We start from the raw sequence: 17,169 nt of genomic DNA, 5'->3' as shown, positions 1-17,169 counted from the left end.
CTGGACAATGGACGCCGTGAACGACGCCGCGAACGACACCGCTGGTAGCGACGGGGCCGGAGGCGGCAGCTTGCGTAACCACGCAGGCCCCCGCGAACAGCGCGAAGATGCAGCTGGTAGCGACGGGGCCGGAGGCGGCAGCTTGCGTAACCACGACGGCCCCTCCTCCGACCGTGAGCCCTCTCGCCTCTACCCGCGGGTAACCAGCTTCCGCTCGCGTCGTGGCGCGTTGACCGCGACCCAACAGCAATCCTGGGAGCGGATGTGGCCGCGCATCGGCCGCGAGGTGAGCGACGAGCCACTCGACGCCGCCGCCTGGTTCGGCCGGACCGCCCCGCTGATCGTCGAGATCGGCTGTGGCACGGGGACCGCGACCGCGGCGATGGCCAAGGCCGAGCCGCAGTTCGACCTGATCGGCATCGAGGTGTACAAGCCGGGTCTCGCCCAGCTCGTACAGCGGATCGAGCGGGAAGGCATCGAGAACATCCGGCTGCTGCGCGGCGATGCCGTCGACGTCCTCGAGCACATGATTGCCAAGGATTCGCTAGCGGGCGTGCGTGTCTTCTTCCCGGACCCCTGGCCGAAGGCTCGCCACCACAAGCGCCGACTGCTGCAGCCCGCGACGATTACCCTGATCGCCAGCCGGCTGCAGCGTGGCGGCATTTTGCACGTAGCCACCGACCACGCCGGCTACGCCGAACATATCGCCGAGGTGGGCGCGGGAGAACCGCAGCTCGTAGGCCTGAACGAGGCCACCGGCGGCGATGCGGAACACCCCGGAACCGATACGGTGATCGGCCTGGAACGCCCGGTGACGAAGTTCGAGAGCAAGGCGCATCGAGCCGGAAGCGCCATCACCGAGTTCATTTGGGGGAAGATCTAGATATGAGTCTCAGGGAGATGGCCCAGCCGGCCGACGAGGTTGCCGGAACAGTGCGCGGCGACGAATCGGACGTCGTCGCCGGCGCGGCGGCCCCCGCGACGCCGGTCGCCGAGCCCGCCGGTGTGCGGCGGGTGCTGCTGGTGTGGGACGCACCGAACCTGGATATGGGCCTGGGCGCCATCCTCGGCGGCCGTCCCACCGCGGCCTACCGGCCGCGCTTCGACGCACTCGGCCGCTGGCTGCTGGCGCGTACCGCCGAGTTGTCCGCCGGCAGTACACAGCGCATCGAACCCGAGGCCACCGTCTTCACCAATATCGCCCCCGGGACCGCCGATGTGGTGCGTCCGTGGGTCGAGGCGCTGCGCAACGTCGGTTACGCGGTCTTCGCCAAACCGAAGATCGACGAGGATTCCGACGTCGACAGCGACATGCTGGCACATATCCAGTTACGCCGCGGCGGAGCCGGTCTCGCGGGGATCATGGTGGCCTCCGCGGACGGTCAGGCCTTCCGCGAACCGCTCGAGGAGGTCGCGGCCACCGGGGTTCCGGTCCAGGTGCTCGGATTCCGCGAGCACGCGAGTTGGGCTGTCACGTCCGATATCCTCGATTTCGTCGACCTCGAGGACATCCCGGGTGTGTTCCGTGAACCGCTGCCCCGGGTCAGCCTCGACTCGCTGCCCGACGAGGGAGCCTGGCTGCAGCCCTTCCGGCCGCTGTCCGCACTGCTCACCTCCCGCCCCGCTCAAGGAGTCGCTTAGTGTTCACCCGCTGGGGCGAGCTGGTCCACAGGTTCCGCTACACCGTGCTGGGTGTAGCGGTGGCCGCGCTTCTCGCCCTGGGGGCGTACGGGTTCGGTCTGGAAAACCATCTGAGCTCCAGCGGCTGGTTCGACCCCGGTGCGGAGTCCTCGCAGGCCGCGGTGCTCAAGGACCAGGTCTACGGCCGCGATCACATGTCCGATGTGATCGTGCTCTACACCGCGCCCGACGGTAAGACCATCGACGATCCGGAGTTCGGGCGGAAGATCACCGACAATCTCAACAGCCTGCCCAGGGACCATCCGGACCAGATCAGCAAGGTCAACGTCGCCTACTGGAAGACCGAGACCGGCGACTGGAGCGCCTCGGCCACCGGTAGTAAGGACAAGAAGTACGCGTTCGCGTCGGTCGCCATCAAGGGTGACGACGACACGACCACGATGAACAACTATCGCGCGGTCAAGAACGCCTTCTACATCCCGGGCGTGGATGTCCAGCTGGCGGGCATGCAACCGGTGGCGGGCACGCTGAACGACACCATCGCCTCCGACCAGAAGCGCATGGAGATGCTGGCCATTCCGGCCGTCGCGATCCTGCTGTTCTTCATCTTCGGCGGTATCGTCGCCGCGGCCCTGCCGCTGATCATCGGCGGTCTCACCGTCCTCGGCGCCAACGGCATCGTCATGGCGATCACCCATGTCACCGAGGTGAATTCGTTCGTCGGGGCCGTGGTGTCGATGATCGGCCTGGGCTTGGCGATCGACTACGGCTTGTTCATAGTCAGCCGGTTCCGCGAGGAGCTGGCCGAGGGCTACACCACCCGCCAGGCCGTACGCCGATCGGTGATGACCGCGGGGCGTACGGTCACCTTCTCGGCGACCATGATCATCGCCGCCAGCGCCGGCATGCTGCTGTTCCCGCAGGGCTTCCTGAAATCGGTCGCTTACGGCACCATCGCGACCGTGCTGCTGGCCGCGCTGGCCTCGCTCACCATCCTGCCCGCGTTGCTGTCGATCCTCGGACCGCGCGTCGACGCGCTGGGATTCAAGCGGTTCCGCAAGACCAAGACCGCCGAAGAGGTCGAGAACGGTTTCTGGGGCCGCACCACGCAGTGGGTGATGAAGCATCCGCTGAAGGTGGCGGTGCCGCTGTGCATCATCCTGCTGCTGCTGATCATCCCGGTGAAGAACCTGAAGTTCGGCGGTATCAGCGAAACCTATCTGCCGCCGGACAATCCGACCCGCATGGCGCAGGAGAAGTTCGACGAGATCTTCCCGCTGCGCCAGACCGACCCGATCCAGCTGGTCATCACCACGCAGAACACCGGCGAGATCAAGGCCATCCTCGACGAGGCCAGTGGCGCACCCGGACTCACCGATCCGTTCGGTACGCCGGGCATTCCGCCGAACGGCTCCGATGTCTGGGTGTCCGAGGCGACGATGGCGCCGGACGCGAACGTCGAGGACACAATCGCCTATCTGCGCTCGATCAGCGTGCCCGACGATGTGGATCTGATGGTCGGCGGCCAGCCGGTGCTGATGCAGGACAGCATCGATTCGCTGCTGGATCGCATGCCGCTGATGATCGTGCTGGTCGTCTTCGTGACCACGCTGCTGATGTTCCTGACCTTCGGCTCGCTGGTGCTGCCGATCAAGGCGGCGTTGATGAGCGCGCTGGGGCTGGGCTCCACGCTCGGCATTCTGACCTGGATCTTCGTCGACGGCCACGGCGCCGGACTGCTCAATTTCACGCCGCAGCCGATCATGTCGCCGGTGCTGGTGTTGATCATGGCGGTGATCTACGGCCTGTCCACCGACTACGAGGTCTTCCTGCTCTCCCGCATGGTGGAGACGCGCGCCCAGGGCGCGAGCACCACCGAGTCGGTGCGCTCCGGAACCGCGCAGACCGGTCGCATCATCACCGCCGCGGCACTGATCCTGCTCGTGGTGGTCGGCGCGTTCGCCTTCTCCGATCTGGTGATGATGCAGTACATCGCCTACGGCATGATGGCCGCGCTGTTCATCGACGCCACCGTGCTGCGCATGCTGCTCGTTCCCGCGACCATGAAACTGCTGGGTGACGACTGCTGGTGGGCCCCGGCCTGGATGAAGCGCATTCAGCAGCGCATCGGCCTGGGCGAACCCATCCTCGACGACGAGCGTCCCGGCACCGGCGAGGTCGTCGACCTGGTCAAGACGACGCCGGTCACCGATCCGGTGACCATGCAGCTGCCGCAGCTGCCCGACGGGACGCCGAAGGGCCCGCGCAAGCCGCGGCGGTTGAAGTTCCTGCGGGTCGACCCGGAGGCGCCGACCGAGCAGTTGGATCGCATCGATCCGGCCGCGGCCGGCACGTCCACGCGCGCGACTCGCGCCAAGAGCCCCGAGGCGCCTCGGTCCGAAGGCTCCGAGTCGTCGGCGTCGCGGACCGCGCGGTCCAAGGCGGGCGCCGGAGAGTCGACGGAATCGCGAGCGAAAGCCGTTGCTCCCTCGGAGGCCCGGGCAGCGGAAACCGATTCGTCGGCGTCGGAGAAGCCGGTTAAGGCCGAGAAGTCGGAAAAGTCCCCGAAGCGCAAGCGTTTCGGCCGCCGCCGGTCGGACTCCGGCGCAGATGCGCCGTCGGCCGATTCGGGCAATGCCTCGTCCGGCGACAGCGATGCCGACGCCTCGGACGGCACCGGGAATCAGGCACCGCCCGCCGCCTCGGCCTCTGCCGACGCCGCCCCGGTCCGCACGCCGTCCGGTCCGGAGGCCGGGCCCCCGACAACCCCGCCGCAAACGCCCGGCATCCGATCCTCCCGCGTGCTGCCTCCCTCCGGCCGCCCGCAGCCGCCTCGGACCCCCGGCGGTCCCGGTGTCATCGGCGAATCCGGTGTCATCGGCGGTTCCTCCGCCGCGGAGGAAGCGGTCCGGGGCGCGGGAACGCCGGAACCGGCCCGCTCGGCCGATGCCGGCAGCACTCCCGGCGTGCTCGGCGCGGCCCCGATGCCGGGGCGCACCCCGCCGAATCCGGGACAAGCCCCGTCGCGGACTCCCGAACCCCAAGCGCCGCAAACACCGTCGGCACCGCCCTCGGTCTCGCTGCCCGGTTCGGATACCGCCCCGAACCGTGGCGTGGTGCGGCCGCCGCAGGTCGTCCGCCCCGGTATGCCGCCCCGGACGGTGCCCGCGCCGGACACCGCTCCCGACGCCACCGATTCCGTGCCGCCGACCGCTCCGGTCGGCACCACACCGCGGGTGCTGCCGCCGAAACCGGCGAAGGTGCCGCCGCATCCGTCGGTCCGCGCCCAGCTTTATCGTCCGGACGCCCCGCCGTACCACCCGGGACAGCCTCCCGCCCAGGGCGCCGGGCCGGCGCCGGACGCCGGTCGGCCCGGCCACAGCGGACCTCCGGCCGCTCCCGAGGGGCCCGGTCGCTCGCAGCGAGTTGCCCCCGAAGGCCGCCCTCCGGCCGTGCAGCCGCCGCGGCGCATCCCGCCCGACGGCATGCGGCATTCGCCTACGCGGACAACGGAATCCGGGCCGGGCAGTGTGCCTCCCGCCATGCCCCGGGAGCCGAAGGACACCGATGCGACCCAGGAGCTGCACGAGTCGGCGAATCCGGGCAACCGGCCACCGGCCGGCGGCCACAACGCACCGGCTCCGGGGCCCCGAGGCGACGTCGGCTCGCCGCACGGTCCGGGCTCGATGGGCACCGGTGAGGCCGGAGGTCCGACGGCGCCCGAGCCCGGGAATTCCACGGCCGCGACCGAATCCGATGCGTCCGGAAACCCGGCCGACCACCCCGACGCACCGGGTGACGACAACCGCAACAACATCGAACAGTGGATGGCCGATCTGCGCTCGTCCCGTCGTCGCCCCGAGCCGGAACCGGCCGATCCCGACGACGAGGGTAAGCATCGCACCAGCGGCCGCACGGTGAGCGTCAACGAACTGCTGCGCCGCCAGAACCGCGATTGATCGACTGCGCGGGCCGGTGGCTTCGTACCGGCCCGCGCCCGCGGCTCGCGGCTCTACGATGCCCCCATGCTGAACACCGCGCGGATCGAGGCACGCATCCCCACGCAGGATCTGGAACGGGCGAGGCGTTGGTACGCCGAGAAGCTCGGTCTGGAACCCGTGGAGGAGCGCCCGGGCGGGCTGCGCTATGAGGGGGCGTCAGGGGTCTTCTGCCTCTTCGCGTCGGCCGGTGCGTCCGATGGTTCCTTCACCCAACTGGGGTTCTACGTCGACGATATCGAGAGCACCGTGGCCACCCTGCGAGAGCGCGGCGTGGTCTTCGAGGAGTACCCGGGCACCGTCGGCGGGATCATGAAGATCGAGGGGAACTACCCCAGTAAGGGACGCGCGGAACGGGGTGCGTGGTTTCGCGACAGTGAGGGAAACATGATCGGACTCGGCGAGGTCGTCGAATAGCGATCAGAACCCCGACATCAGCTTCTTCCACTGCACGCCGAACGGATGCTTCGCGGTGATCGAGCTGAACCGGCTGCGCCCGTGCACGATGATGTGCAACGGTCCGATCGGCGGCCCGGTGCGCACCTTGTTGTTGGCGCTGGAACCGATCAGCTCCACGCCGTTCAGGTCGACGGTCGCCTCGCCGGGCAGGATCATGGTCAGCGAGCTGCAGAAATCGTCGACCCGGATCTCGACCACCTGGGTCGACATGACGGCCTGGGTGAAATCCAGGGTGACGCCCGACAGATAGCTGTTGACGTACAGCGAGGGCGGCACCTGCCACGGCCCCTTGCGGGTGACGCCGGACAGGCGCGGACGAATCGCGGTTTCGGCCTCGGTGCGTCCGGCGGGGGCACCCCACCGCCACGTCTGAGCCGGTCCGGGCGAGGCGGTCGGCTGGGCGGGATTCGGTTGTCCCGCAAGGCGAATCCCGGGCAGGTCGATCAGGACGGCGTTGAGTTCGCCGCGCGTCTTGGCCGCCAGCGCGGTGTCCATCCGCTCGCTGAACTCGCCCAGCGACAACATGCCCAGCCCGACCGCGCGCTGCAGCAGGGTCCCGACATGTTCGCGTTCGGCATCCGATACTCGCAGGTCACGGTCGCCCACGGCTCCCCCGGTTCCCGCGGACCCCGGGGCGGAAACGGTCTCACCACCCATGTTCACGAGGCTACCGACGCCGCGGCCGCAGCACATCAGGGCAATCCCTGATCCGGCCCCTACTCGAGGCCCTGTTCGATGGCGTACCGGGTGAGTTCGACCCGGTTGCCGAGCTGCAGTTTGCGCAGCGTCGCCTGCACGTGGTTCTCCACCGTGCGATGGCTGACGCTCAGCCTGGTCGCGATCTGTTTCGCCGACAAACCCTTCGCCACCAGCCGCAACACCTCGGTTTCGCGGTCGGTGAGGACGGGGCGCTCTGTGCTCCTACCGGCCCCCGCCCCGGCGATGCGACGGAATTCGCCGAGCACCACACCGGCCAGGCCGGGCGTGAACACCGCCTGGCCCGCGGCCGTCGCCCGCACCGCGTCGATCAGCTCGGCCGCCGACGCGCTCTTGACCAGATAGCCGGTCGCCCCGGCCTTGACGGCCTCCAGCACATCACCGCGTTCGTCCGAGGCCGAGAGCACCAGCACCCGGCTGCGCGGCGAGACGCGGAGCACTTCCGCGGTGGCCTGGGCTCCGCTGCCGTCGGGCAGTTGCATATCCATCAGGACGACGTCCGGTCGGACCGCGACGGCCCGGCGCGCGGCCGTGCCCGCGCCGTCCGCCGTAGCCACCACCCGGAAACCGGCTTCGGTGAGATCGCGGGACACGCCGTCGCGCCACATCGGATGGTCGTCGACCACCATCACCGAAACATCTTCTGCCGCCCCGTCTTCCGATGCCCTCATCGTTGCTCCCCGTCACGTGGAATCCGGAATTCCCATTCGGCGCCGTCGGCGGTGTCGAGCAGTTCGGCGGTGCCGCCCAGCGCCTCGATCCGCCCGACGATCGAATGCGAGACGCCCATCCGCCCCTCGGCGGCCGCGGCCGGCAGCCGGCCCTGCGCGATCCCCGGCCCGTCGTCGCGCACACTGACCACCACCGCATCGGCCATATCCTCCAGCAGCACAAAGGCTTTCGCCTCGGCGCCGGCGTGCAGCGCGGTATTGGACAGCGCGGCACCGACGGCGGCGGCGATCTCCCGGGCGGTCCGTGCCCCGATCGTCACCGGCTCACCGGGCGCGGAGACCGCGATCGACGGCGCGGCGAAGGCTCTCAGCAGCGAACGCAGGTCCGCGCGGGCGTCGAGACCCGAACCGTCCCTGCCCTGTTCGGAGATCAGCACCCGGAGCGCGACTTCCTGTTCGCGGGCACGATCCGCCAATTCGGCCGTGCGTCCGCCGATTTCACTGCCGCGCCGGCTGATGTACGCGAGGACCTGCAGCACCCCGTCGTGTACTTCGCGGGCGAGCCGTTCGCGTTCGGCGGTGGCGGCGGACAACCGCATCGCCTGCTCGAGGTGCCCCTGCGCGCGCCGCGCCGTCGCGGCCGCCAACCCGATGGCCAGCCCGACCGAAACCAGCACGGGCGCGGTCGCATCCGACCACAGATCCAACTCCCACTGTTCCCGCACCACGATGCTCACCACCGAAATCGCCAGCCCCGCGAGCACGCCGCCGAGCGCACCCCATTCGATCGCCGCCGACATCACCGCATTCGCCACCCACAGCGTGGTCGGCAGGGTCTGATGCCCGTGGTACCAGGGGTAGTCGGCGACCAGCCGAGTCGCCGCCATCAACCCGACGGCGACCGCCAGGTCGCCGATCACCACCGCTCGCCGCTCCCACCCGGTGACCGACCAGCGCGACAACCACAGCGCCGAGACGACCGACCAGAGCACCAGCATCCCGATCAGCACCCAACTCAGCGGCTGCCGCTCGTACGACGACACGGAGGCGACCTGCTGGCCCACCGCGTAGAGCATTGTGACCAGGCGAAACACCTGCGCCGCCCGCCACAGCGGCGCGGTCGCGGCCGTCGGTCCCGGCGCGGTCGAGTCGGCGGGCGGCGTGCCGCCCGCGGACTCAGCCCTCGTCCGCATCACCGCCGTCCGCATCGGACCCCGAGTCAGCCCGGCGGTAGCGATCCGGCTCCGGCCGGTCCGGATCGGCGTGGAACATCGGCTCCCCCGGTTCCCCGGTATTGAGTTCCTGATACAGCTCTTCCGGACTGCCGACCAGCAACGAACGGATCGCGGTGTTCATCACCGCGACGAACGGCACGGCCAGCAGACCGCCCGCGATACCGGCCAGCACCACGCCCGCCGTGATCGCCAGCACCACCGCCAGCGGATGGATGCGCACCGCGCGGCCCAGCAACAACGGTTGCAGCACATGGCCTTCCAGCTGCATCACCGCCACGGTGATGCCGAGCACGATCAGCGCGGTGACGAAACCCTTCGTCATCAAGGCCAGGAAGACCGCGATGAAACCCGCGAGCAGGGAGCCGACGATCGGGACGAAGGCGCCGATGAACACCAGCGATGCCAGCGGAAGGGACAGCGGCACACTGAGAATCGCCAGCCCGGCGCCGATGCCGATGGCGTCGACGGCCGCCACCACGACGGTGGCGCGCACGAATCCGATCAGCGTGCCGAAGCCGAGCCGCCCGGCGGTGCGCACCCGTTCACGTTGCGGGGTGGGCACGATCCGGGTCACGAAGTTCCAGATCTGGTCGCCGCCGTAGAGGAAGAAGATCAGGATGAACAGCGTCAGGAAGGCGCCGGTCAAGAATTCGCCGATCGCCGCGGCGGTGGTCAGGGCACCGCTGGTCAGCGAATCCTGATTGGCCTCCAGGGTTTTGATGATCGTATTGCCGCCGTTGCGGATCTGGTCGTTGCTCAGATGCAGCGGACCGTTGATCAGCCAGTCCTGCACGGTGTGGATGCTGGTCTTGAATTCGTCGGTCAGCTGCGGCACACCGGTGATGAACTGCTCGATCACGAAGGTGAAGATTCCCGCCAGCAAGCCCAGCGATCCGACCAGGGCCACGAATACGCCGATGCCGCGCGGCATTCCGAGGCGTTGCAGCAGACCCACCAGCGGCGAGAGCAGCGCCGCCGCGAGCAGGGCGATCGCGACCGGAATGACGACCGTGGTCAGCTTGTGCGCCAGGTAGGCGACCGCCAGCACTGCCACCAGGATGATCAACAATCGCCAGCACCATTCGGCGCCTTGACGCACCAGTGGATGCACCGAGTCGGCCGCGCTGCGCTCGCGCCCGCGATCGGGTGCGCTTCGGCTCGAAGCCGCCGATGCGACGCCCGCCGGGGCAGGCTCGGCCGGATTCCCGGAGGTCTTGCTGTCCCCACTCACGCCGCGAGCCTAACGGCCGGGGACGCAACCGGCACGTGTCCGCTCCGCCCGAATCCGGTGACCTACGACGCGCCCCGCTAGATTGGTCATCGTGTCAGCGCCCCTGGAAGCGGTCAAACAGACCATGCGAACGCGCTGGCCGCTGTACCTCGCATCGATGCTGGCGGCCAATGCCTTCGGTGCGGTCCTGGTCTACGCGTTCATTCAGTACGGGCTGCCCGCGCCCGAGGGCACACCGAACGGGTTGCGGCGCGCCGGCCTGCTGCTTCCGGCGCTGGTCTTCGCGATCGGCGGATTCCTGAGCGTCACCGCCTCGGCGTTGATGCTGCGCCCGGTGATGCGCTGGCAGATGCGCGGCGGTCCGCCCAGTCGCCAGGAACAGATGGCCGCCTTGCACGCGCCGCTGCGGCAGTCCATCCTCCACCTGCTGTTGTGGCTGGTGGGCGGTGCGGTGCTGGCCGCGCGGATCATCGTGGAAACACCCGAGCTCGCGGGTGCGGTGATCGTCACCGAATGTATGGCCGCCACCATCGTGTTCGGCTTCACCTACATGCTGGGTGAACGAATTTTGCGCCCGGTGGCCGCGCACGCGCTGACCACCGGCACCTTCGATCACACCCTCACCCCCGGTGTCGGCACGCGCATGGCGATGACGTGGGGCATGGGCACATTCGCGCCGACCATCGCGATCGTGCTGCTGTGCGTCACCCAGATCACGTCGCAGGTGCATTTCTCGGCGCAGTCGCTGGCCATCTCGATTCTGCTGCTGTCCGGTGTGGTGATCATGCAGGCGCTGGCGCTGTCGATGCTCACCGCGTCGAGCATCTCCGACCCGGTGCGGCAGCTCTCCCGAGCGATCAACCGGGTGCAGGGAGGTGCGCGCGATGTCCAGGTCGAGGTGTTCGACGGCAGTGAGATCGGCCTGCTGCAGGTCGGTTTCAACCGCATGATGGAAGAGGCCGCGCAGCGCCGCGAACTGCAGGAACTGTTCGGCCAGCACGTCGGCGAGGAAGTGGCCCGCCGCGCGCTCGAGTACGGCACCGAACTGGGTGGTGAAACCCGGTTCGTGGCCGTGTTGTTCGTGGATATGGTCGGCTCCACCGCCACCGCCGCCGAGCGGCCGCCCACCGAGGTGGTCAGCCTGCTCAACGAATTCTTCCGGGTGGTGGTCGATGTGGTCGACCGGCACAACGGCCTGATCAACAAGTTCGTCGGCGATGCGGCGCTGGCGATCTTCGGTGCGCCACTGGACCGTCCGGACGCGCCGACCGCCGCGCTGGCCGCAGCCCGCGATCTGCGCGAGGCGCTGCGCGAGGTGCAGGGCCTGGATATCGGCATCGGTGTCTCGGCCGGGCTCGCCGTCGCCGGAAACATCGGCGCCGCGAATCGCTTCGAGTACACGGTGATCGGCGATCCGGTGAACGAGGCCTCGCGCCTCACCGAATTGGCGAAGGAACATCCGGGCCGCGTCCTGGCCTCGGGCAGCGCCCTGTACTTCGCGGACGACGACGAACAGAAGCAGTGGATCTCCGGCGACGAGGTGCAATTGCGCGGTCGCCGCCGCAAGACCCGGCTCGCGTGGCCGAAGGCTCTCGGATGAGCCGCTGCCGCCTTCGGGCCCGACCCCACTAGGCTGGGCGTCGTGACGGCCCACGCTGAACCCGGCGGCGAACCGGCGCGGCCCGCGCGGCGCAGGTTCCGCTGGTTGAAATGGGCCCTCGGCGTTGCCCTGTCGGCGTTGCTGATCGCCGAGGGCATATACCTGTGGCCGCGCCTGCACGATTCCTGGCGCAACCTCACGGAGATCCACTGGGGCTGGGTCGCCCTGTGCGTCTGGATGCAAGCGTTGTCGATGAGCGGATTCGGCCGCATCCAGAAACGCCTGCTGCGCGCGGGCGGGGTCGACGTCTCGCAGCGCGCCTCGGTATCGGTCGTCTACGGAGCCACCGCGATGTCGGTGTCGCTGCCCGCCGGCCAGGTGTTCTCCACCGCATTCACCTATCGCCAGACCCGCCGCTGGGGTGCGAGCCCGATCGTCGCGTCCTGGCAGCTGCTGATGTCGGGCGTGGTCGCGACGAGCGGCATGCTGCTGCTCGGCGTGGGCGGCGCGCTGCTGGTCGGCAATCGCATCGGTCCGTGGAAGCTGGTCCTCACGCTGGGCGCGGTGGCGCTGCTGGTGTGGGCGGGCAAATACATATCCGGTAACCCCGGTGCGCTGCAGGCGCTGGTGCGCCGCGGGGTGCGGCTGGTCAACCGAATCCGGCGCCATCCGGCCGATGCCGGACTGGCGCACGTCGACGAGGTGCTGCGACAGCTGGAATCGGTGGATGTGCACCGGCGGGATGCCGCGTGGGTGGCGTTCTGGGCGGTCGTGCATCGGCTCGGCGATGTGGCCTGCCTGGGTGCGGCCTGCTACGCGGTCGGCGCCGATCCGCGCTGGGCGGGCCTGCTGATCGCCTTCAGCGTGGGCAAGGCGGTCGGCACGATTCCGTTCGCACCCGGTGGCATCGTCTACGTCGATGCCACCCTGATCTACAGCCTCACCGCCGCCGCGGGACTGCCGGCGGCGCAGGCGGTGGCCGCCGCCTTCGTCTACCGCATGGTGAGTTTCATTCTCGTCGCGATCATCGGCTGGATCGTTTTCGTCTTCCGCTTCCGCAATCCGCAGCTCGGTGATGCGCAGTTCGAGCAGGAATTCGAACAGCGCTCGGCCCTGCTCGCCGAACCCCGCCGCGCCGACAGCGGCGCGAACCGGCCCCTTCGGGAGGGCGATTCGCCCGGACCGGCCGAACCCGACGGCGAACCGCAGCCCTGAGCGGTCCCGGAATCCGGCTGCCGCACCGCTGTCACTACCCTGGCGACCGTGAGGAAATGGCTGCCGCTGCTGATCGATGTCGTGCTGGTGATCGTGTTCTGCGCGATCGGCCGGCGCAGCCACGACGAGGCGGTGGCGGCGGGTCTGCTGCGCACGGTCTGGCCGTTCGGCGCCGGTCTGCTGATCGGCTGGGTGATTGCTCCGGCGATCGCCGGCCGCGGGCGACTGTCCGACGCGCTCGCACGATTCGACGGATCGGCGGTGTGGCCGACCGGCGTGGTGGTGTGGTTGTCGACGCTGATCGGCGGCATGGTGCTGCGAGTGATCAGCGGTCAGGGCACCGCGGTCAGCTTCGTCATCGTCGCGGCGACCGTCCTCGCGATCTTCCTGCTGGGCTGGCGCGCGGTGTGGATGCTCGCCGCCCGGCGCATTCGAGTCACCGGCGCATCCGTGAACTGACGCCCGCGACCGCTACTTGTTGTCGTCCGGCGTGGCGAGCGACTGCAGCATCCGCGCGGCCATCCGGGAGGTGGCATCGCCGCTGTCGATATCGTCGATGTGGATGGCGAAGGCCAGGTCGCCGGCATTGGCGAGCAGCCATCCGTCCGAACCGGCATTCGCGGTGAAGGCGGTGACCCCGGCATAGCGGGCGACCGTCACCTCCTGCGGACTTCCGGTCGCGTCGTGCAGCATGCCGCGCAGCTTGTCGACCACATCGCCAGGGAGCGGTTCCAGCTTGGCCTCGGTGGTGCCGGGCCGGCCGATCTCGATCATCGGCGGAGCCACCGATCCCCGCGCGATCGTGGCCGCGGCGATCGCCATCCCGAACGGGCTGGCCAGAATCGGATCGTTGGTGCCCTGTTTGACCTGCTCGACGCCGCGACCGCCGATCGGCAGCCGGCCCGTGGTCTCGTCGAGTCCGGGCACCTTGAACCCGATGCCGACGCCCAGCATGGCCGCCGCCTCGGCCGCATCCTGCACCGAAACGTCCTGCGGCGCCTTCTTCTTCACGATCGAGGCGACCGCCTTGAACAGGTCCATCGCACCACCGACCGGATAGGTGGCGGTGAATGCGGGCGCGCCCTGGGCGCTGGCGTAGTTGTTCTGGGCCGCCGCGACCACCGCACCCGTGGAGGGCTGTATCGCCACGATCGAGGCCGCCGTACCGACACTGACCACGGCGTCCTCGGCCGCACGCTGCAACTTCTGGTCCATCGTGGAGGCGATGTCCGGTCCCGGCGGACCCTGATATCCGGCCAGTTGGGTGACCATGCGGCCGTCGGGCTCGAACAGCTGCACACCCCAGCCGGCGTGCTGATCCCGGTTCTCCTGCCACACCTTCTGCAGCGCATCGGTCATGGGCGACCACACCCGGCGGTCGGCGACGATCAGCCTCGGCTGCTTCTCCATCACCACGCCCGGAATCGAGGCCATCCGAGGCTCGAGAATCGCGAAATCGTCCTCACGCAGGCTCACCGCGGTGATCGGCTTGCCCTGCGCGCCAGCCAGCTGCTGCATCAGCGAGGCACCGGTGATCAGCGGCGCGACCGGCGCGATGGCATCGGCCAGGGCATTGGTGGTGCCGACCGGATCACCCGTCTTGGTGGGATCCACCTTGATGACGTTGATGGTCTGCTGGGTGAGCAACGGCCGGCCGTCGTTGTCGTTGACCTTCGGCGCCGGCGTCGCCTCGGTGCGGACGAGCTTCACCGACCGCTTGTAATCCAGTTGCGGCATGACGACGGTGGGGTCCCAGGAAATCCGCCAGCCGATAGCCAGCTTGCGGATATTGCCCTGCAGATCGTAGCTCCAGTCCTTACCCGGCCCGAAGTTCCAGGCGGCCTTCAGGTTGAACATCGCCGAATCGCCGTCGAGGCTGATGAACTGAACCAGCTTGTAATCGGGCTTACCGGGCTGGAGTCCGTCGAACATCGACTTCAGAGTGCTCTCGGCACCGGAGGGGTACGAGGTCAGTGCGGCGGCGCCGGCTGCATCGCGATCGTCCATTAGCTGGGTGAAATGCTCGACGACCGCTTCGGGTCCACTCGGCGTGCTGTGAAAATCGCACGACCCCATCACGATCGCTACGGCAGCAATTGCGGCCAGTGCCACTGCGCCCCGAACGCGAAAGCGGCGGGATCCCCACACATCCATGTCGCCCACTCTTCACTCTTGTCACTCCAGCAACAAGACCAACGGTACCCGAAGGAGTTGCCCGCGGTCCCACCTAGGCACCGACCGCATCTTCCATGCTCAGCGACCACAATAGTGCCCGATCACCGACATCCGTTGCAGCCGGTCGGCGAAATCGGCGGACGTGTTCGGAAGCTTCCCCTTTCCTCCGACAGCGAAACCCGCCGTGCCGTTATGCGGCGTAATCTTGTAATCACAGTTACACAGGAACTTTCGCAGTGAGGAAACATCATGAGACACGGACACGGACGTGGATTCGGGCGGCCGGGCGGCTGGCAACAAGCGGATCTTCCGGACGCCGCCGACGCTCCGGACTGGTTCGCCGGAAGGTTGCCGAGCGAGTGGTTCAGCGGTCCGGCGACCATCGAGATCGACCGCGACGAGATCGTGGTGATCGGGGAACTGGCGCTGCCGGCACCCGAATCGAGCGAGGACGAGGAAGCCGGATCCGAACCGTCTCCCGCGACGGTGGACGGCCTGATCGCGCGCTTCCGCGAATCGACCCGGCCGGCACGCATGCAGATCGCTCAGGAGGCTCAGGCGCGCTACGGCCGCAATGTGGCCTGGGGCGTCTCGGTCAACGGGGAACGCACCCTGTTCACCCATCTCTCGGTGCCGGTGATGACGCGGCTGCGCCAGCCCGAACGCAAGGTGCTCGATACGCTCGTCGACGCCGGGGTCGCCCGCTCCCGCGCCGATGCGCTCGCCTGGACGGTGAAATTGGCCGGTAAGCACGCCGAGGAGTGGTTGGCGGAACTGCGGTCGGCGATGCGCAAGGTGGACGACCTGCGAGCCGAGGGGCCGCGCGGCCTGTGACCGGGCTAGGGTACCGGTCATGGCACCGATTCTCGTGCTCAACGGCCCGAATCTGAATATGCTCGGCACCCGCCAGCCCGAGGTCTACGGCTCGGACACCCTCGACGACGTGGTCGAGCTGTGCCGGGAGACCGCCGCCCGCTTCGATCGCGAGATCACCGCCTATCAGTCCAATTCCGAAGGGGCGTTGATCGATCGGATCCACGCCGCGCGCGGGGTGGAAGCCGGGATCGTGATCAATCCCGGCGGCCTGACCCACACCTCGGTCGCCCTGCGCGACGCCCTGGTGATTCCCGAGGTGCCGATCGTGGAGGTGCACATCTCGAATGTGCACGCACGCGAGGAATTCCGGCACCATTCCTACATTTCGCCGATCGCCACCGCGGTGATCGCCGGGATGGGGATCCGGGGCTACGCGACGGCGATCGAATTCCTCTGCACCCGTTGATCTTTCGCTCAGACTCCGTCGCGCAGTAGCCGGTACATCGGCAGTCCGGCACCGGCGGCGACCACCTTCTCCCACAGCTCCCGCACGGTGTGCGACAGCGTGGCGTCCACACCCACCTCCGCGCTGGTCTCGACGACGTGGGCCGCACCCGCCACCATCATCCGGGCGGCGGCGTCGTCGCCCCAGCCGCCGGACTTCGCGGCGGTGGCGTATTCGGCCATGAAGAAGGGGAACGCCTCGGCGGAGCGTTGCGCGAAGGGCAGGAAGCGGTCGATGTCGTGCCCGGCGCGTTCGACGACGGCCAGGGCCTGGTTGTAGCCGATCAGCCAGGGGTGGAACAGCGTGAGCAGAGCCTGGTAGAACAACTGCGCCAGCCCGTCGTCGGCGCCGAGGTACTCCGGTGCGCTGAGTGGGCGCAGCAGGTCGGCATGGGCGTCGAAGACCTCGCGCGGACCGCTGTAGAAGATGTAGGACGCCGGATGGGTGATGTTGTCGCCGGCCGACATGAACCCGCCGGACAGGAACCGCGCCCCGTGCGAGCGCACCCATCGGGCGCCCGCGCGGGTGCGCTCCGGCGAATCGGAGGACAGGTTCACGATCACCCTGTCCCGCAACCGTTCCGGAGCCAGGCCCAGGACGTCGTACATGGCGGCGTAGTCGGTGAGGCTCAGGATGATCACCTCGTTGCGCTCGAGCGCGTCGGCCACCGACTCGGCGCGCCGGGCGCCCAGTTCCGCCATGGCCTCGGCTTTGTCGGCGCTGCGATTCCAGACCGTCACCTCGGTGCCGACGGCCAGCAGCACGCGCACGATCGCCCGGCCCATCGGGCCCAGCCCGATCACCGTGACGGAGGAACGTTCGGACATGGTGTACTCCTTGCTGTTTCGAAGTTCTTCCGATCGGCGCCGGATTCGATCGTCACCGGGATCCGCGTCCGGGGCAATA

15 protein-coding genes are annotated in these 17,169 nt (G+C 68.7%); 9 read left to right on the top strand and 6 right to left on the bottom strand.

The features are described 5' to 3' along the window. The first annotated feature begins 70 nt into the window (after nucleotides 1-70). The 4 genes from trmB to IG65_RS0108090 all read left to right on the top strand — a co-directional run bounded on the left by trmB (nucleotide 71) and on the right by IG65_RS0108090 (nucleotide 6,056). Nucleotides 71-883, top strand: coding sequence for a tRNA (guanosine(46)-N7)-methyltransferase TrmB (trmB, locus tag IG65_RS0108105; RefSeq protein ID WP_369801493.1), 813 nt, complete (start codon nucleotides 71-73; stop codon nucleotides 881-883). A gap of 2 nt (nucleotides 884-885) precedes the next feature. Next, nucleotides 886-1,641, top strand: a complete 756-nt coding sequence (locus IG65_RS0108100; protein WP_030514222.1) for an NYN domain-containing protein — start codon at nucleotides 886-888, stop codon at nucleotides 1,639-1,641. Next, the gene (locus IG65_RS39750; protein ID WP_156055527.1) at nucleotides 1,641-5,600 is read left to right on the top strand and encodes an MMPL family transporter; all 3,960 of its coding nucleotides are present in this window, start codon (nucleotides 1,641-1,643) and stop codon (nucleotides 5,598-5,600) included. The genes IG65_RS0108100 and IG65_RS39750 overlap by 1 nt, the downstream gene beginning before the upstream one ends. 66 nt (nucleotides 5,601-5,666) lie before the next feature. Continuing rightward, nucleotides 5,667-6,056, top strand: coding sequence for a VOC family protein (locus IG65_RS0108090; protein ID WP_030514220.1), 390 nt, complete (start codon nucleotides 5,667-5,669; stop codon nucleotides 6,054-6,056). A 3-nt stretch (nucleotides 6,057-6,059) separates the two neighbouring features. Here IG65_RS0108090 and IG65_RS0108085 read toward each other — a convergent pair whose 3' ends face one another. The 4 genes from IG65_RS0108085 to IG65_RS0108070 form a co-directional block, all read right to left on the bottom strand. Then, entirely contained in the window at nucleotides 6,060-6,704 is a 645-nt protein-coding gene (locus IG65_RS0108085; RefSeq protein ID WP_030514219.1) for a DUF1707 domain-containing protein, read from the bottom strand. A 110-nt stretch (nucleotides 6,705-6,814) separates the two neighbouring features. Beyond that, entirely contained in the window at nucleotides 6,815-7,444 is a 630-nt protein-coding gene (locus IG65_RS0108080; RefSeq protein ID WP_030514218.1) for a response regulator transcription factor, read from the bottom strand. Between the two features lie 38 nt (nucleotides 7,445-7,482). Further along, a complete protein-coding gene (macS, locus tag IG65_RS0108075; RefSeq protein WP_197039801.1) occupies nucleotides 7,483-8,679 on the bottom strand; it encodes a MacS family sensor histidine kinase in 1,197 nt (398 codons plus the stop codon). Beyond that, nucleotides 8,663-9,832, bottom strand: coding sequence for an AI-2E family transporter (locus IG65_RS0108070; protein ID WP_036523739.1), 1,170 nt, complete (start codon nucleotides 9,830-9,832; stop codon nucleotides 8,663-8,665). Before IG65_RS0108070 ends, macS begins: the two co-directional genes overlap by 17 nt. Before the next feature lie 244 nt (nucleotides 9,833-10,076). Here IG65_RS0108070 and IG65_RS0108065 point away from each other — a divergent pair, with 244 nt between their 5' ends. Genes IG65_RS0108065 through IG65_RS0108055 form a run of 3 tightly spaced genes read left to right on the top strand, consistent with a single transcriptional unit; the run spans nucleotide 10,077 to nucleotide 13,226 of the window. After that, on the top strand, nucleotides 10,077-11,552 hold the full coding sequence (locus IG65_RS0108065; protein WP_030514215.1) for an adenylate/guanylate cyclase domain-containing protein: 1,476 nt from the start codon (nucleotides 10,077-10,079) through the stop codon (nucleotides 11,550-11,552). A gap of 42 nt (nucleotides 11,553-11,594) precedes the next feature. After that, on the top strand, nucleotides 11,595-12,767 hold the full coding sequence (locus tag IG65_RS0108060) for a YbhN family protein (RefSeq protein ID WP_051755531.1): 1,173 nt from the start codon (nucleotides 11,595-11,597) through the stop codon (nucleotides 12,765-12,767). Nucleotides 12,768-12,815: 48 nt separating this feature from the next. Next, nucleotides 12,816-13,226: a DUF3054 domain-containing protein gene (locus IG65_RS0108055; protein WP_030514213.1), complete on the top strand. Its 411-nt coding sequence runs from the start codon at nucleotides 12,816-12,818 to the stop codon at nucleotides 13,224-13,226. 12 nt (nucleotides 13,227-13,238) lie between these two features. Here IG65_RS0108055 and IG65_RS0108050 read toward each other — a convergent pair whose 3' ends face one another. Then, nucleotides 13,239-14,843: an NTF2-like N-terminal transpeptidase domain-containing protein gene (locus tag IG65_RS0108050; RefSeq protein WP_231509102.1), complete on the bottom strand. Its 1,605-nt coding sequence runs from the start codon at nucleotides 14,841-14,843 to the stop codon at nucleotides 13,239-13,241. Between the two features lie 348 nt (nucleotides 14,844-15,191). On the opposite strand from IG65_RS0108050, the gene IG65_RS0108045 reads away from it, so the two are divergent. Together IG65_RS0108045 and aroQ are read left to right on the top strand one after the other, a co-directional pair. Continuing rightward, a complete protein-coding gene (locus IG65_RS0108045; RefSeq protein ID WP_030514211.1) occupies nucleotides 15,192-15,776 on the top strand; it encodes a hypothetical protein in 585 nt (194 codons plus the stop codon). Nucleotides 15,777-15,795: 19 nt separating this feature from the next. Then, on the top strand, nucleotides 15,796-16,224 hold the full coding sequence (gene aroQ, locus IG65_RS0108040) for a type II 3-dehydroquinate dehydratase (RefSeq protein ID WP_030514210.1): 429 nt from the start codon (nucleotides 15,796-15,798) through the stop codon (nucleotides 16,222-16,224). Between the two features lie 8 nt (nucleotides 16,225-16,232). Here aroQ and IG65_RS0108035 read toward each other — a convergent pair whose 3' ends face one another. Then, nucleotides 16,233-17,135 (bottom strand): NAD(P)-dependent oxidoreductase, encoded by a 903-nt coding sequence (locus IG65_RS0108035; protein WP_255359450.1) that lies wholly within the window; start codon nucleotides 17,133-17,135, stop codon nucleotides 16,233-16,235. Nucleotides 17,136-17,169 lie beyond the last annotated feature (34 nt).

Source organism: Nocardia sp. NRRL WC-3656 (genome assembly GCF_000720265.1).
Lineage (GTDB): Bacteria > Actinomycetota > Actinomycetes > Mycobacteriales > Mycobacteriaceae > Nocardia > Nocardia nova.
The sequence above is the reverse complement of the archived record's forward strand: the minus strand, read 5'-3'. Positions and strand labels throughout refer to the sequence as shown.

Bases quoted from the DNA above. Each gene is read 5' to 3' on its own strand.
- IG65_RS0108100 (WP_030514222.1), top strand. From the start codon at position 886: ATGAGTCTCAGGGAGATGGCCCAGCCGGCCGACGAGGTTGCCGGAACA.
- IG65_RS0108090 (WP_030514220.1), top strand. From the start codon at position 5,667: ATGCTGAACACCGCGCGGATCGAGGCACGCATCCCCACGCAGGATCTG.
- IG65_RS0108080 (WP_030514218.1), bottom strand. From the start codon at position 7,444: ATGGTGGTCGACGACCATCCGATGTGGCGCGACGGCGTGTCCCGCGAT.
- macS (WP_197039801.1), bottom strand. From the start codon at position 8,679: ATGCGGACGAGGGCTGAGTCCGCGGGCGGCACGCCGCCCGCCGACTCG.
- IG65_RS0108065 (WP_030514215.1), top strand. From the start codon at position 10,077: ATGCGAACGCGCTGGCCGCTGTACCTCGCATCGATGCTGGCGGCCAAT.
- IG65_RS0108050 (WP_231509102.1), bottom strand. From the start codon at position 14,843: ATGGGGTCGTGCGATTTTCACAGCACGCCGAGTGGACCCGAAGCGGTC.
- IG65_RS0108045 (WP_030514211.1), top strand. From the start codon at position 15,192: ATGAGACACGGACACGGACGTGGATTCGGGCGGCCGGGCGGCTGGCAA.
- aroQ (WP_030514210.1), top strand. From the start codon at position 15,796: ATGGCACCGATTCTCGTGCTCAACGGCCCGAATCTGAATATGCTCGGC.